Source organism: Ensifer sp. ENS11, from assembly GCF_014851895.1.
Classification (GTDB): domain Bacteria; phylum Pseudomonadota; class Alphaproteobacteria; order Rhizobiales; family Rhizobiaceae; genus Ensifer; species Ensifer canadensis.
Genome location: NZ_JACVAN010000001.1, coordinates 441,495 through 456,448 on the forward strand (window position 1 = coordinate 441,495; position 14,954 = coordinate 456,448).

At 62.0% G+C, this 14,954-nt stretch carries 14 protein-coding genes, 1 tRNA gene and 1 riboswitch; of the genes, 12 read left to right on the forward strand and 3 right to left on the reverse strand.

What is annotated here, in order from left to right; all coding sequences use genetic code 11:
* Positions 1–43 precede the first annotated feature (43 nt).
* The 5 genes from pstC to phoB all read left to right on the forward strand — a co-directional run bounded on the left by pstC (position 44) and on the right by phoB (position 5,430).
* Positions 44–1,528: a phosphate ABC transporter permease subunit PstC gene (gene pstC / locus IB264_RS02190; protein WP_025425796.1), complete on the forward strand. Its 1,485-nt coding sequence runs from the start codon at positions 44–46 to the stop codon at positions 1,526–1,528.
* Positions 1,525–2,847 carry a phosphate ABC transporter permease PstA gene (gene pstA, locus IB264_RS02195; protein WP_025425797.1) on the forward strand — a complete coding sequence of 441 codons (1,323 nt, stop codon included), beginning with the start codon at positions 1,525–1,527 and terminating at the stop codon, positions 2,845–2,847. Before pstC ends, pstA begins: the two co-directional genes overlap by 4 nt.
* A 13-nt stretch (positions 2,848–2,860) precedes the next feature.
* The gene (gene pstB / locus IB264_RS02200; RefSeq protein WP_025425798.1) at positions 2,861–3,676 is read left to right on the forward strand and encodes a phosphate ABC transporter ATP-binding protein PstB; all 816 of its coding nucleotides are present in this window, start codon (positions 2,861–2,863) and stop codon (positions 3,674–3,676) included.
* A 56-nt stretch (positions 3,677–3,732) separates the two neighbouring features.
* Entirely contained in the window at positions 3,733–4,443 is a 711-nt protein-coding gene (phoU, locus tag IB264_RS02205) for a phosphate signaling complex protein PhoU (protein ID WP_025425799.1), read from the forward strand.
* 303 nt (positions 4,444–4,746) lie between these two features.
* A complete protein-coding gene (phoB, locus tag IB264_RS02210; protein ID WP_025425800.1) occupies positions 4,747–5,430 on the forward strand; it encodes a phosphate regulon transcriptional regulator PhoB in 684 nt (227 codons plus the stop codon).
* A gap of 168 nt (positions 5,431–5,598) precedes the next feature.
* Here the strand turns inward: phoB and IB264_RS02215 are convergent, their stop codons facing one another.
* Entirely contained in the window at positions 5,599–6,120 is a 522-nt protein-coding gene (locus IB264_RS02215; RefSeq protein WP_025425801.1) for a GcrA family cell cycle regulator, read from the reverse strand.
* 421 nt (positions 6,121–6,541) lie between these two features.
* Here IB264_RS02215 and IB264_RS02220 point away from each other — a divergent pair, with 421 nt between their 5' ends.
* The 3 genes from IB264_RS02220 to IB264_RS02230 all read left to right on the forward strand — a co-directional run bounded on the left by IB264_RS02220 (position 6,542) and on the right by IB264_RS02230 (position 10,124).
* On the forward strand, positions 6,542–7,741 hold the full coding sequence (locus IB264_RS02220; RefSeq protein WP_025425802.1) for an aspartate aminotransferase family protein: 1,200 nt from the start codon (positions 6,542–6,544) through the stop codon (positions 7,739–7,741).
* Positions 7,742–7,870: 129 nt separating this feature from the next.
* Positions 7,871–8,788, forward strand: coding sequence for an ornithine carbamoyltransferase (gene argF / locus IB264_RS02225; RefSeq protein ID WP_025425803.1), 918 nt, complete (start codon positions 7,871–7,873; stop codon positions 8,786–8,788).
* A gap of 346 nt (positions 8,789–9,134) precedes the next feature.
* A complete protein-coding gene (locus IB264_RS02230) occupies positions 9,135–10,124 on the forward strand; it encodes an Hsp33 family molecular chaperone (protein WP_025425804.1) in 990 nt (329 codons plus the stop codon).
* 6 nt (positions 10,125–10,130) lie between these two features.
* Here IB264_RS02230 and apaG read toward each other — a convergent pair whose 3' ends face one another.
* Complete coding sequence (gene apaG, locus IB264_RS02235; RefSeq protein ID WP_025425805.1) at positions 10,131–10,523, reverse strand: Co2+/Mg2+ efflux protein ApaG; 393 nt, start codon at positions 10,521–10,523, stop codon at positions 10,131–10,133.
* A 111-nt stretch (positions 10,524–10,634) separates the two neighbouring features.
* Here apaG and IB264_RS02240 point away from each other — a divergent pair, with 111 nt between their 5' ends.
* Entirely contained in the window at positions 10,635–11,249 is a 615-nt protein-coding gene (locus IB264_RS02240; RefSeq protein WP_025425806.1) for a CDP-alcohol phosphatidyltransferase family protein, read from the forward strand.
* Between the two features lie 42 nt (positions 11,250–11,291).
* Here IB264_RS02240 and IB264_RS02245 read toward each other — a convergent pair whose 3' ends face one another.
* The gene (locus IB264_RS02245; protein WP_025425807.1) at positions 11,292–12,476 is read right to left on the reverse strand and encodes an O-succinylhomoserine sulfhydrylase; all 1,185 of its coding nucleotides are present in this window, start codon (positions 12,474–12,476) and stop codon (positions 11,292–11,294) included.
* Positions 12,477–12,520: 44 nt separating this feature from the next.
* A riboswitch (SAM riboswitch) is annotated at positions 12,521–12,599 on the reverse strand.
* A 74-nt stretch (positions 12,600–12,673) separates the two neighbouring features.
* On the opposite strand from IB264_RS02245, the gene IB264_RS02250 reads away from it, so the two are divergent.
* The 3 genes from IB264_RS02250 to IB264_RS02260 all read left to right on the forward strand — a co-directional run bounded on the left by IB264_RS02250 (position 12,674) and on the right by IB264_RS02260 (position 14,945).
* Positions 12,674–13,771, forward strand: a complete 1,098-nt coding sequence (locus IB264_RS02250; RefSeq protein WP_025425808.1) for a 2'-deoxycytidine 5'-triphosphate deaminase — start codon at positions 12,674–12,676, stop codon at positions 13,769–13,771.
* An 80-nt stretch (positions 13,772–13,851) separates the two neighbouring features.
* Positions 13,852–13,926 (forward strand) — tRNA-Gly (locus IB264_RS02255).
* 185 nt (positions 13,927–14,111) lie between these two features.
* Entirely contained in the window at positions 14,112–14,945 is an 834-nt protein-coding gene (locus tag IB264_RS02260; protein ID WP_038575856.1) for a transporter substrate-binding domain-containing protein, read from the forward strand.
* Positions 14,946–14,954: the final 9 nt, after the last annotated feature.

Genomic DNA, 14,954 nt, shown 5'->3' on the forward strand with positions numbered 1-14,954 from the left:
ACTGCCGGCAGCGCATTGAGCGTCACGCCGCGGAGACGTGCCGATGAGTACTTCATTTCTTCTTTTGCTCATTGTTGTAATTGGTTTTATTTCTTATTTTGGGGGTCGTGCGCGCTCCTTCGCACAGGCTGGCGGCAAGCTCTCCAATCTGCATTCCTTACCCGGCTATCACGGCAGCTATGTCGCCATCTGGGCGATCCTTCCAGCGGCGCTCGTACTCGGCGCCTGGCTCGTCGCCGCGCCCATGTATATCGACTCCAGCACCCGGGCGACCTTGCCCGAGACGGTGCAGACGCAGGGCGGCGCCACGGTCGAGCTGGCGCTTGGCCAGGTCAAGTCGGTCGCCGGCGGCCTGAAGCGGTTGACGGCCGAAGAAGTTTCGGCGCTTGAAAGCGGTTCGGCCAATCTTCGCTCGACGCTTGCGGCCAAGGGCGTGGCTCTTGCCGGCGAGGGCGAACCCTACATGATCACCGCCGCCCAGCATTTCAACGCGATGAGCGCCACCAATCGCTGGCTGATGAGCGCCGTCGTCCTGCTGATCGCGATTGCCGGCGGCTTTTATGCCATCCGCAACATCGCCACCCGCTTCCGCGCCCGCAACCAGGTCGAGCGCGTCATGCTCGGCGCGCTGATCGTAGCGTCCTCGATCGCCATCCTGACGACGGTCGGCATCATCGCCTCTATGCTGTCGGAAGCCGGCCGCTTCTTCACGATGGTTTCACCCTTCGAGTTCTTCTTCGGCACGGTCTGGGACCCCCGGTTTGCTGCCGCCGGAAGCGGTGGCTCCTCCGGCCAGTTCGGCCTGATCCCGCTTCTCGCCGGTACGCTCTACATCGCCTTCGTCGCCATGCTGTTTGCGGTGCCGATCGGCCTGTTTGCCGCCATCTACATGGCGGAATATGCCAGCCCACGACTGCGTTCGACGGCAAAGCCCCTGCTCGAAGTGCTCGCCGGCATCCCGACCATCGTCTACGGTTTCTTCGCACTTGTGACCGTCGGCCCATTCCTGCGCGATATCTCTGCCCAACTGAACGGTCTCGTCACCGGCAATTATCAGAACTTCATCCAGGCACAGAGCGTCGTGACCGCCGGCATCGTCATGGGCATCATGCTGATCCCGTTCGTGTCCTCGCTTTCCGATGACATCATTACCCAGGTACCGCGGGCCCTGCGCGACGGTTCGCTCGGCCTTGGTGCCACCCGCTCCGAGACAGTCAAGAAGGTCATCCTTCCCGCAGCACTTCCGGGCATTGTCGGCGCTCTGCTTTTGACCGCCTCGCGTGCCGTCGGCGAGACGATGATCGTGGTGCTTGCCGCCGGTGTCGCGGCCCGCATGCAAATCAATCCTTTCGAGCCGATGACCACGGTGACGGTGAAGATCGTCAACCAGCTGACGGGTGACCTTGAGTTCACCTCGCCGCAGACGCTGGTTGCCTTCGCACTCGGCATCACGCTCTTCGTTATCACGCTCGGCCTCAACATTTACGCGCTCTACATCGTGCGCAAATATCGGGAACAGTACGAATGACCGACATCGCTTCCCCGGCCGTCCGGATCTCCGTCCGCCCCGCATCCGCCAAGCGTGATATCGGCATCAAGCGTCGCTACGCGGCCGAGCGTCGGTTCCGTGCCTATGGCATCAGCGCCATCAGTCTTGGCCTGTTCTTCCTCGCTCTGCTGCTGTGGACGGTGATCTCCAACGGCTACACCGCGTTCCAGCAGACGACGATCACGCTGCCGATCGAATTCACCGAAAAGGTCATCGATCCCAAGGGTGAGCGCGCGACCGACGGCAAGGTGCTGGTGGCGGCCAACTATCCGCTGCTGGTCCGCGATGCGCTGATCAAGCAGCTCGGCATCGATCCGAGCAATCGTCCGCTGGTCAAGCGGGCCACCGACATGGTGTCTGCAAGCTCCCGCACGCTGTTGCGCGACATCGTCGTCGCCGACCCGTCGGTTATCGGCAAGACCATACCGGTGACACTGCTCGCCGAAGCCAATGTCGACTCCGCCTTCAAGGGGCAGATCGACCTGAAGGTCGATGAGAGCAAGCGCAAGGTCAAGGACCAGCAGGTCACCTGGATGAACGAGCTTGCAAGCGCCGGCGTCCTGAAGAAGAGCTTCAACACCGGCATCTTCACCTTCGGTGCCTCGAGCCGTCCGGAAGCGGCAGGCGTCGGCGTTGCCGCCCTCGGTTCGCTGTTCATGATGCTGATCGTGCTCGTGCTGTCGCTGCCGATCGGCGTTGCCGCCTCGATCTATCTCGAAGAGTTTGCGCCGAAGAACCGGCTGACCGATCTCATCGAGGTCAACATCAACAATCTCGCCGCCGTTCCGTCGATCGTCTACGGTCTCTTGGGGTTGGCCGTATTCATCAACTTCGCCGGCATGCCGCGCTCGGCCGCCCTCGTCGGCGGCCTGGTGCTGACGCTGATGACCCTGCCGACGATCATCATCGCCACCCGTGCAGCGTTGAAGGCGGTCCCGCCGTCGATCCGCTCGGCAGCGCTCGGTCTCGGTGCGTCGAAGATGCAGACCATCTTCCACCACGTCCTGCCGCTGGCGATGCCGGGCATCCTGACCGGCACGATCATCGGTCTCGCCCATGCACTTGGCGAAACCGCGCCGCTGCTGTTGATCGGCATGGTCGCCTTCGTCGTCGATTATCCCGGCTCGCCGATGGAGCCGTCGACCGCGCTGCCGGTGCAGATCTACATGTGGGCCAACGAGGCGGAACGCGCCTTCGTCGAGCGCACATCCGGCGCGATCATCATTCTTCTCATCTTCCTCGTCGTCATGAACCTTGGCGCCATTCTGTTGCGACGTCGCTTTGAGCGCCGTTGGTAGTGAGGTAATTACTATGAACATCATGTCAGAAGCAGCAGTCGAAAAAGCCTTGGATCAGAAAATGAACACCGTGCCCTACAAGATGATCGGCAAGGATGTGTCGGTCTACTACGGCGAGAAGCGTGCGCTTTTCGACGTCAATCTCAATATCCGCGAGAACACGGTGACAGCGCTGATCGGCCCTTCGGGCTGCGGCAAGTCGACCTTCCTGCGCACGCTGAACCGCATGAACGACACCATCGAGAACTGCCGCGTCACCGGCAAGATCACGCTCGATGAAGACGACATCTACGACCCGACGATCGACGTCGTGGAACTGCGAGCCCGCGTCGGCATGGTGTTCCAGAAGCCGAACCCGTTCCCGAAGTCGATCTACGACAACGTCGCCTACGGCCCGCGCATCCACGGGCTTGCCCGCACCAAGTCTGAGTTCGACGAAGTCGTCGAGACCAGCCTGCAGAAGGCTGGTTTGTGGAACGAGGTGAAGGATCGCCTGCAGGAGCCGGGCACCGGTCTTTCGGGCGGCCAGCAGCAGCGTCTGTGCATCGCGCGCGCCGTTGCCGTCAGCCCTGAAGTGATCCTGATGGACGAGCCCTGTTCGGCGCTCGATCCGATCGCGACGGCCAAGGTCGAGGAACTGATCCACGAGCTGCGTACCAACTTCACGATCGTCATCGTCACCCACTCGATGCAGCAGGCGGCGCGTGTTTCGCAGCGCACTGCCATGTTCCACCTCGGCAATCTTGTCGAGGAGAACGACACCGACAAGATGTTCACCAATCCGGATGACCAGCGTACCCAGGACTACATCATGGGCCGGTTCGGTTGATGGCCGAAGCTCCTCTTCACCCCGTTTCCTGAACGCGCCCGCAAGGATCGAAGACTATGTCCATGCACATAATGTCCGCCTACGACGAAGAACTGAAATATCTCACGCGCCGCATCTCCGAGATGGGCGGGCTTGCCGAGCAGATGGTGGGCGAATCCGTTCGTGCGCTTGTCAATTCTGACCTCGCCTTGGCGCAGAAGGTGATCTCCGACGACACCATCCTCGATGAAGCCGAACGCCAGATCGGCGAAAAGGCAATCGTCACCATCGCCAAGCGCCAGCCCGTTGCTGCCGACCTGCGCGAGATCATGGGATCGATCCGCATCGCGTCCGATCTGGAGCGCGTCGGCGACCTCGGCAAGAACAACGCCAAGCGTGTCATCGCGGTTGCCGGCTCCGGCATCCCGCGCAAGCTGGCGCGCGGTCTCGAACACCTGGCAGAGCTTGCGCTGGTGCAGCTCAAGGAAGTCCTCGACGTCTACGCTTCCCGCTCGCCGGAGAAGGCCAACAGCATCCGCGAGCGCGACGAGGAGATCGACGCGATCTACACCTCGCTGTTCCGCGAGCTGCTCACCTACATGATGGAAGATCCGCGCAACATCACGCCCTGCACGCATCTTCTCTTCTGTGCCAAGAACATCGAGCGTATCGGCGACCACGCCACCAATATCGCCGAGACGATCTACTACATGGCGACGGGCGCGCAGCCGGAAGGCGAGCGTCCGAAGGACGACAATACGTCGACGCTGGGTGCCGTGAAGGACTAACGCATGTCGCGCAAAAGTGCGCAGCGGTTTTGCGATAACGACATGTGCAAAAACAAGAACTTAAAGCACAACAAGCGCATCTTAGAGATCGCGACGCGCTTTAAGACCCGGATACGTTCGAGTGCCTGCTTATGAACCTGCTCCGGTCGCAGCCCTGGTTGCGGCCCTGCTCTACTGCGTCTGAAGCTATACGTTTTCGCGCGTGCCTATGAAAACGCGCGGAGTGCTCCAGATTCTATATGTTCGAGCATCTCTTTGCGTTCGATCGAACGCGAGACGCTCTGGGTAAGGAGACGTTGCCTGATGTTGCCGAAAATCGCCGTTGTCGAAGACGAAGAGGCGCTGAGTGTCCTGCTGCGTTATAACCTCGAAGCCGAAGGGTTCGATGTTGATACGATCCTGCGCGGAGACGAGGCGGAGATCCGCCTACAGGAGCGCCTCCCGGATCTCCTGATCCTCGACTGGATGCTGCCGGGCGTTTCCGGCATCGAGCTTTGCCGCCGGCTGCGCCAACGTCCGGAAACCGAGCGCCTGCCGATCATCATGCTGACGGCGCGCGGCGAGGAGAGCGAGCGGGTTCGTGGCCTTGCCACCGGCGCCGACGATTATGTCGTCAAGCCGTTCTCGACCCCGGAGCTGATGGCCCGTGTCAAGGCGATGCTGCGGCGCGCCAAGCCCGAGGTCCTCTCGACGCTGCTTCGCTGCGGCGACATCGAGCTCGATCGCGAGACCCATCGCGTGCATCGCCGCACCCGCGAGGTCCGCCTTGGTCCGACGGAATTCCGCCTGCTCGAATTCCTGATGTCGTCGCCGGGCCGGGTGTTCTCGCGCTCGCAACTCCTTGATGGCGTCTGGGGCCACGATATCTATGTCGACGAGCGCACCGTCGACGTGCATGTCGGTCGCTTGCGCAAGGCACTGAATTTCTCGAGCATGCCTGATGTCATCCGCACCGTTCGCGGTGCCGGCTACTCGCTCGAAAGCTGAGCCAGCCGGCCACTGCAGCGCCGCGCATCTTAATGGACGCGCAAAGGTCGCTGTTGCATCTTGAATTGCGGCATGTTTCCTTGAAGCGAATACGAACCAGGGAAACATGCAGCAGCCAATAAAAAAGGGGCCGTGCGGCCCCTTTTCTGCATGTGGTTTTCGGTCGTCTCAGCGAGCGCGACGGCGCTCGGAGGTCGGCTGATAGGCAAGCCGCGCATGGAATGTGCAATAGGGCGAAGCTTCCGGGGAATCGTTGCCGCAGAAGTGGAATTCTTCCTTGAGCGGGTCGCCGATCGGCCATTTGCAGGTGCGCTCGGTCAACTGCGTCAGCTCCAGGCGGCGCGACATTGGCACGACCACATCCGTCTGGATGCGGAAATCCTGTTCGGCGACGAGATCGACTTCGACCTCTTCCTTGAGCACGGTCGCGCCGGCCGCACGGGTAACCGTCCGTGTCGTGACGCGCGAAGCGTAGTTCGGAGCGCGCGGCGCCGAAGTCGGGCGCTGCTTCGGCCGGGTCGCGGCGGTGGTTCCGCCAGCCTTGGCCCTGCCGGGCAGGCTCAGCCGGTGAACCTTGCCGATGACCGCATTGCGGCTGACGCCGCCGAGCTGTGCCGCGATCTGGCTCGCGCTCAGGCCCTCGGACCAAAGCTTCTTCAGTTTTTCCACCCGCTCGTCAGTCCAGTTCATTTCTGCACTCTCCGTTCTCAGCGTTGGCGATGACAGAATCTCTCACCACGCTCCGGACAGGCTCCGGAGCTGCAACGCGATAACACTTTTGGTGACTAGGCCCGCCGCATGCGTCTAGTAATTGAACATTAACCTACTGACCGGCGGACTCCGTGGCAAGAGTCCCGCGAATCGCGCCGAATCGATTTCTTGGTTTTCCCCAACTTGCTCGGTGGGCGTTGCATTTTTGCAAGCCCCGTCGCGTGATTTTTTCGTCGCATGGATCAGACCCGTCCGACCGCACTGCAAAGCTTGGTTTTGTTGACATTGCGCTGCGAAATAGGAATAGTGCCTGCGCCGCCGCAAGGCGGCATTTTTAATTTTTTGCCGCGCTCAACAGGGGCTCGGATCGATGCCGATAGCAATGAAGGAGAGGCTCGCCATGACTGCAACCACGCCGCTTTACGACACCTACATGCGTGCGCCGTTGCGTTTCGAGCGAGGAGAGGGCGTCTGGTTGATCGCCGAAGACGGCTCGCGCTATCTCGACTTCGCCGCCGGCGTCGCCGTCAACTCGCTTGGCCATGCGCATCCGCATCTGGTCGAGGCGTTGAAGGCGCAGGCCGAGAAGGTCTGGCACCTGTCCAACCTTTATGAGGTCCCCGGCCAGGAGAGCCTTGCACGCCGGCTGACGGCCGTCACCTTCGCCGATCGTGTCTTCTTCACCAACTCGGGTGCCGAGGCGCTCGAATGCGCGATCAAGACTGCGCGTCGCTACCACTATGCCAAGGGCAATCCGGAGAAGTTCCACATCATCACCTTCGAGGGTGCCTTCCACGGACGCACGATCGCGACCATCGCGGCGGGTGGTCAGCAGAAGTACATCGAGGGCTTTGGCCCGAAGGCCCCGGGTTTCTATCAGGTTCCCTTCGGCGATATCACGGCGCTCAAGGATGCGATCACCGACGAGACGGCGGCGATCCTGATCGAGCCGATCCAGGGCGAGGGCGGCATCCGCCCGGTCACCAAGGAATTCATGCAGGAGCTGCGCGCGCTTTGCGACGAGTTCGGTCTGCTGCTGATCCTCGACGAGGTCCAGTCCGGCGTCGGCCGCACCGGCAAGCTTTTCGCCTATGAATGGGCTGGCATCCGTCCGGATATCATGGCTGTCGCCAAGGGCATCGGCGGCGGCTTCCCGCTCGGTGCCTGCCTTGCGACCGAAGAGGCGGCTGCCGGCATGGTCGCCGGTACGCACGGTTCGACCTATGGCGGCAACCCGCTTGCCATGGCTGTCGGCAACGCCGTGCTCGACGTCATCCTGGCCGACGGTTTCCTGGAGCATGTCCGCGACGTGGCCCTGGTCTTCCGCCAGGGCCTCGCGTCGTTGAAGGACCGTTTCCCCGATGTGATCGAGGATATCCGCGGCGACGGCCTGATGCTCGGCATCAAGGCGAAAGGCCCTTCGGCCGATCTCCTGAAGGCGATCCGCGCGGAGAAGCTGCTGGCTGTTCCGGCCGGCGAAAACGTCCTGCGCCTGTTGCCGCCGCTGACGGTGACCGCCGCGGAAGCGCGCGAAGGCCTGGCGCGGATCGAGCGCGCGGCCGAAGCCGTGAGAAGCAGCAGCGGTACCGCCGCAGCCTAATTTGTGAACCCGGAGATCGGCAGCGATTTTCCCAAGGGTCCATGCGCGAGCCCAAGGTGTCGAGCGTTCTTTTGGCTCTTCGACACCGGTCGCGCTCCACGGGCCATTCTGAGACAGGAATTGACTACGATGGCAGGCACAAGACATTTCATCGATCTTTCGGCCATGACGGCAGCCGATCTGCGCACGATCATCGATGACGCACGCGTGCGAAAGACGGCGACGAAGGCCGGAACCGCCGAAAAGCCGCTCGCCGGCAAGATGTTGGCGATGATCTTCGAAAAGCCTTCGACCCGCACGCGCGTCTCCTTTGACGTCGGCATGCGCCAGCTCGGCGGCGAAACCCTGTTTCTCTCGGGCACCGAAATGCAGCTCGGCCGCGCCGAGACCATCGGCGACACTGCCAAGGTGCTGTCACGCTACGTCGATGCGATCATGATCCGCACCACCGATCATCGCCGTCTTCTCGAGCTTGCCGAGCACGCCACGGTGCCCGTCATCAACGGCCTGACCGACGACACCCATCCCTGCCAGATCATGGCCGATATCATGACCTTCGAGGAGCATCGCGGCCCGGTGAAGGGCAAGACCATCGCCTGGACCGGCGACGGAAACAACGTGCTTCACTCGCTGATCGAGGGCTCGGCCCGTTTCGGCTACCGCATGAACATGGCGGTGCCGCTCGGTTCCGAGCCGCACGACAAGATCCTCAACTGGGCGCGCAACAATGGCGGCGAGATCCTGCTTTGCCATGAGGCCGAGCAGGCCGTTGCCGGCGCGCATTGCGTCGTTACCGACACCTGGATTTCCATGAACCAGGAGCATCGCGCTCGCGGCCACAACGTCTTCCAGCCCTTCCAGGTCAACGACGCGCTGATGAGGCACGCCTCGCCGGACGCACTGTTCATGCACTGCCTGCCGGCGCATCGCGGCGAGGAAGTGACCGACGAGGTCATCGACGGGCCGCAGTCGGTGGTATTCGACGAGGCGGAAAACAGGCTGCACGCACAGAAGTCGATCATCGCCTGGTGCATGGGGCTCGTCTGATCGGCGCGTCTGCCTATTGAAATTTCCCGCATGCGACACGATTTAGGCCGAATGCGGGACGTTCCGGGGTGGAAACAACGGACGTTACCTGACGACAGGCAGCGCATGATCGGCCGGCAAAACGGCACATGCCTGCTAGACAAATCCGTTTATGGCGGGATCGAATAGGATAACGGGCAGGCTGCACCGGAGGATGTTTATGTTCTCTGCGCGGCCCTCTCCCAAGCATGTCGCGGAAAAGTGCGCAGCGGTTTTGCGATAACGATATGCACAAGAACAAAAACTTGAAGCGCAGTCAGCGAATCCTGGCGATCGCGACGCGCTTTAGTGACGTAAGGAGCAGCAGATGACTGAGATGGCACCAGGACTTGGCGAATTCGACTTTGCCGGTGACGATCATGTCGTGCCCTTCCAGGTGGAGGGCCTCGATGTGCGTGGCCGCGCCGTTCAGCTCGGCCCGATGCTCGATGCGATCCTCGAGCGCCACAACTATCCGCTTCCGGTCGCGCGGCTGGTTGCCGAGACCGTGGTGCTGACCGTGCTGCTCGGAACGTCGCTGAAGTTCGACGGCAAGCTTATCGTCCAGACGAAGAGCGACGGCCCGGTCGATCTTGTCGTCGCCGATTTTGCCACGCCCGATCGGGTGCGCGCCTATGCCCGTTTCAACGAGGAAGCGCTGGAGGAAGCTCTGAAGGACGGACGCACCCAGTCGCATGAGCTGCTGGGCAAGGGCGTTCTCGCCTTCACCATCGATCAGGGTGCCCATACCCAGCGCTATCAGGGCATCGTTGCGCTCGATGGCGCCACGCTCGAGGAGATTGCCGGCGTCTACTTCCGCCAGTCGGAGCAGATCCCGACCAAGGTGCGCCTCGGCGTTGCCGAACTGCTCGACCGCGACGAGAACGGCAAGCCGCGCCATCGCTGGCGCGCCGGCGGCATGGTCGCGCAGTTCCTGCCGGATGCGCCGGAGCGCATGCGCCAACCGGATCTTTCGGGGGGTGACGGCGACGACAACGAGGATCTCTTCGACGAGGACGATCTCTGGGCGGAAGCCAAGGTCATGGTCGAGACGATCGATGCCGACGAACTGACCGACCCGATGGTCGGCACGGAACGTCTGCTCTATCGGCTGTTCCACGAGCGCGGCGTTCGCGTCTACGAGCCGCAGGCGGTCTATGATCGCTGCAGCTGTTCGCGCGAAAAGATCCGCTCGGTGCTCACCGGACTGCACGCCGACGATATCGAGAGCACCATCGAGGACGGCTTGATCAAGGTGACGTGCGAGTTCTGCTCGACCACCTATCGCTTCGAGGCAAGCGAGGTCCGCCAGCAGTAGGATGCCTCAATTCAGGGTTCGAACGAGCCCTGGTGAATCAAGCGAGAAGGCGGGGATTGCCACGTTGAAGTGTTCTCCGCCTTCCGATTCCATGCTGTAGTGGCCGAACATGACGCCGGACGGCGTATCGAGCGGGCATCCGGAGGAATATTCGTAGGTATCGCCGGGGTTCAGCAACGGTTGCTCTCCGATGACACCGGGCCCGCTGACTTCGTCCACCTGGCCGTTCTCGTCGGTAATATGCCAGTAGCGTGTCATCAGCCGAACCGACTCGGCCGAATGGTTGGCGATGACGATGCGGTAGCCCCAGACATAGCGGCTGTCATCCGGATCAGATTGCTCTTCCAGATAATAAGGCTCCACCGTAACTTCTATGTCGCGAGTGAGCGCGCGATACATGAGCAACACCTTGTTTCAAGTCTTTCAGGGTATTCTACAGCAAGATGGTTTCGTCAAGAATAACGGCAGGATTGCATGCGTCGGCGGCAAGTCTGCGGAAAGGCGAGGCCGATGCTTGATGGCGCGGTGAGAAAACATCTGGATCCGATACTGGATCGGCTCGGTGCAGCACTTGCCCGCGGGGGTGTCGGTGCCAATGCGGTCACGATCACCGGCCTCGCGCTCGGCCTCGTTGCCGCTGTCCTCATTGCCGGACAATACTACCTTGCCGCCGCCATTGTTATCGTCGTTAGCCGGCTTTGCGATGGACTTGATGGTGCGGTGGCACGCGCCACGCGCAAAACCGATTTCGGTGGTTTCCTCGACATCGTGCTCGACTTCGCCTTCTACGGTGCCATCCCGCTCGGCTTCATCGGCGCCGATCCGCAGGCCAACGGTCTTGTCGGCGGTCTGCTGCTCTTCTCGTTCTACGTCAACGGATCGAGTTTTCTCGCCTATGCCATTATGGCCGAAAAGCGAGCGATGACGACGGATGTGCGGGGGGCAAAATCGCTCTACTTCACCACCGGGCTTGCCGAGGCGACGGAGACGATCGCCGCCTTCCTGGCCTTCTGCCTGTTCCCGACGTGGTTTCCGCTGCTGGCGGCGCTGTTTGCGGTCGTCTGCCTCTACACCGCGCTATCGCGCATTGTGCTCGCGCGAACGCGTTTTCGCGACGTCGAGTAGCGGCCGCCGCCGATCTCGGGGCGGCCGTCTTGTTCGTGGGTATCAGGCCTTGACGGTCTTCAGCGCGCGGGCGAAGTCCTCGACGATGTCGTCGCTGTCCTCGATACCGGCGGAGAAACGAACGGTGCCGGCGGAAATGCCGAGCTCGTCGCGAGCTTCGTCCGTCAGGTTCTTGTGCGTCGTCGTCGCCGGATGGGTGATCAGGCTTTTGGAATCGCCAAGATTGTTGGAGATGCGGGCGATCTGCAGTGCGTTCTGCAGTGCGAAGGCCGCATCCTTGCCGCCCTTGAGTTCGAAGGCGACAAGGGTCGAACCGCCGGTCATCTGCTTGGCGATGATGTCGGCCTGCGGATGGTCCGCGCGGCCGGGGTAGATCACCTTGGCGATCTGCGGCTGCTCGGCGAGGAAGTCGGCGACGCGACGGGCGTTTTCGGTCTGCTGCTTGACGCGCAGCGGCAGCGTCTCGATGCCCTTCAGCAACGTCCAGGCGTTGAACGGCGACATCGCCGGGCCGGTGTGGCGGAAGTAGTCATGCAGATGCTCGTTGATCCAGTCCTTGTCGGACAGAACCACGCCACCGAGGCACCGGCCCTGGCCGTCGATATGCTTGGTGGCGGAATAGACGACGATATGCGCGCCGAGTTCCAGCGGCTTCTGGAACAGCGGCGTGGCGAAGACGTTGTCGACCACGACCTTGGCGCCGATCTGGTTGGCGAGCCGAGAAACGCCTGAAATGTCGATCACTTCCAGCGTCGGGTTGGTCGGGCTTTCCAGGAAGAAGACCTTGGTGTTCTTCTGGATCGCCTTTTCCCAGTTCGCGAGATCGCGTCCGTCGACCAGCGTGCATTCGATGCCGTATTTCGGGGCCAGCGTCTCGACCACCCAGCGGCAGGAGCCGAAGAGGGCGCGGGCGGCAACGATGTGGTCGCCGGCCTTCAGCTGGCATAAAATGGCGGCAGTGACGGCAGCCATGCCTGATGCCGTGGCGCGCGCGTCTTCGGCGCCTTCCAGCATGCACATGCGCTTTTCAAACATGTCGTTGGTAGGGCTGCCGTAACGGGCATAGATGAAGCCTTCGGTCTCGCCCTTGAAGCGTGCTTCCGCCGCCTCGGATGTCTCGTAGACGAAGCCCTGGGTGAGGAAGATCGCCTCGGACGTCTCGCCGTGCTGGGAGCGGGTCGTTCCGCCGTGGACGAGTTGGGTTGCCGGGCGCCAGTTTTTGCTCATGTGACGATCACCTTCAAAAACAAAAAAACCGGCCGCGTGAAGGGCCGGTTTGAAACCCGGCCTTTTTAGCTACTTGTTTAACGTGGCTGCAAGCCGACCGGCCAAATCACCACGGGATAAAGCTCCAATACTGCTTGGGTGCGCTTGCGTCAATTCCTGGAGTTTGGTTTTGTCTCGCAACTGAAAAGAGGATCGAAATGGGCCGCGAGACTGGGATTTTGGCCGACCGCGCGATCGCCGCGCTGTTTGCGACCGGACGCTTGAAAAGCGAAAAGGCGCTGGATACCGATCAGATCCAGCCGGCAAGCCTCGACCTGCGCCTCGGCGCCAAGGCATTTCGCGTGCGCGCGAGCTTCATGCCGGGGCCGGCGCATCTCGTTGCCGACAAGCTCGACCGGCTGAAACTGCATGTCGTCGATCTCTCCGACGGCGCCGTGCTGGAAACCGGCTGCGTTTATATCGTGCCGCTGATGGAAAGCCTCGATCTGCCGGAGACCATGTCGGCTTCGGCAAATCCGAAGAGCTCGACCGGTCGCCTCGACATCTTCACCCGCGTCATCACCGATCGCGCCCAGGAGTTCGACAAGATCCCGGCTGGATATCGCGGACCGCTTTACCTCGAAATCAGCCCGCGCACCTTCCCGATCGTCGTGCGGCGCGGTTCGCGCCTGTCGCAGATCCGCTTCCGCACCGGCCAGTCGCTGCTCTCCGAGCAGGAACTGCTGGCGCTGCATGAAAGCGATATGCTGGTTGCGAGCGACAAGCCCAATGTCAGCGGCGGCGGGATCGCGCTCTCGATCGATCTCAAGGGTACGGGCCCGGACGGACTGATCGGCTACCGCGGCAAGCATCACACCGCGGTCGTCGATGTCGACAAGAAGGCGCAGCATGCCGTGTTCGACTTCTGGGAGCCGCTCTATAGCCGTGGCCGCGACGAGCTGATCCTCGATCCCGACGAATTCTACATCCTCGTTTCGCGCGAAGCTGTGCATGTTCCGCCGCTCTACGCTGCCGAGATGACGCCGTTCGATCCATTGGTCGGTGAATTCCGCGTGCATTATGCCGGCTTCTTCGATCCGGGCTTCGGCCATGCCTCTGCCGGCGGCAGCGGCAGCCGAGCGGTGCTCGAAGTCCGCAGCCACGAGGTTCCCTTCATCCTCGAGCATGGCCAGATCGTCGGCCGGCTGGTCTATGAACATATGCTGGAACGCCCGGAGGGACTTTACGGCCTCGGTCTTGGCTCCAACTATCAGGCTCAGGGTCTCAAGCTCTCCAAGCATTTCCACGCGGAGTAACAGAAAAAGTGCCGTTGCGCGGCAACGCGGCGCAACGGTCCTTGACAGATGCATGCGGTTGAGGAAGTTTCCGAAGCGCTGCGGGTGTAGTTCAGTGGTAGAACGCCAGCTTCCCAAGCTTGATGTCGTCGGTTCGATCCCGATCACCCGCTCCACTTTTTTCTTCAATGTCAGCCCATCGCGCTTTGAGCCGGCACTCCTGCGTGCGACGGCCCGAACCGTCGGACGCCGAAGCCAGTAGCCAGCCCGGTTCCATCCGGCTAATCTTGTCATCACCCATGAATCATCTGCGGCCGCGCTGGCCGTGCGGTACCACCAAGAGACGCGCTGGCCATTGCCCATGAAAATCCACCGACTGCTGGCTCTGTGCGTGTATCTGATGGCCGGTTCGCTTGCCGCCCAGCCCAGGGATCTGCCCAATCTGTTCGATGCGCGCGAGCGCATTGCCAAGCCGGATCTGACCGGCCTTGCGCGCCTACGGTTCCTGACCACGGTGGATTTCCCGCCGTTCAACTTCATCGACCAATCGGGCAAGCTTTCGGGCTTCCATGTCGACCTGGTGCGCGAGATCTGCCGCGAACTCGATATCGAAGCCAAATGCCAGATCCAGGCGGTCACCTATGCCGAGCTGCTCCCGGCGCTGGAAGAGGGACAGGGCGAGGCGGTCGCCGCCGGCATCTCCGTCAGTCCGGAACTGCGTCAGCGCTTCGGCTTCTCCAGGCCGTTCATACGGCTTCCTGCGCGCTTCGCCGTCAACACCAAGGCAGCCGGCGCCGTCTCCGATCCGTCGGGCCTGAAGGGCAAGGCGGTGGGCGTCGTTTCCGGCACCACGCATGAGGTGATGTTCAGGGCCTTTTTCCCCAAGCTTGAAGCCAGGATCTTTCCCGATCGCGATGCCATGCTCGCCGCTCTGCAGAAGGGCGAGGTCGCAGCCGTCTTTTCCGACGGCATGCAGCTTTCCTTCTGGGTGTCCGGCAGCGCTGCCGCCGGATGCTGCGCGCTTGTCGACGGCGCCTATTTCTCGCAACGCTTTCTTGGCGAGGGCCTGACGATCATGAACCGCAAGGCCGAGCCGGCGCTGACGCAGGCGATCGATCACGCCTTGCTGGCGCTTTCGCGCAGTGGGCGGCTCGACGAGATCTACCTGCGCTATTTCCCGAACGGAATTTACTAGGAGCGTTTC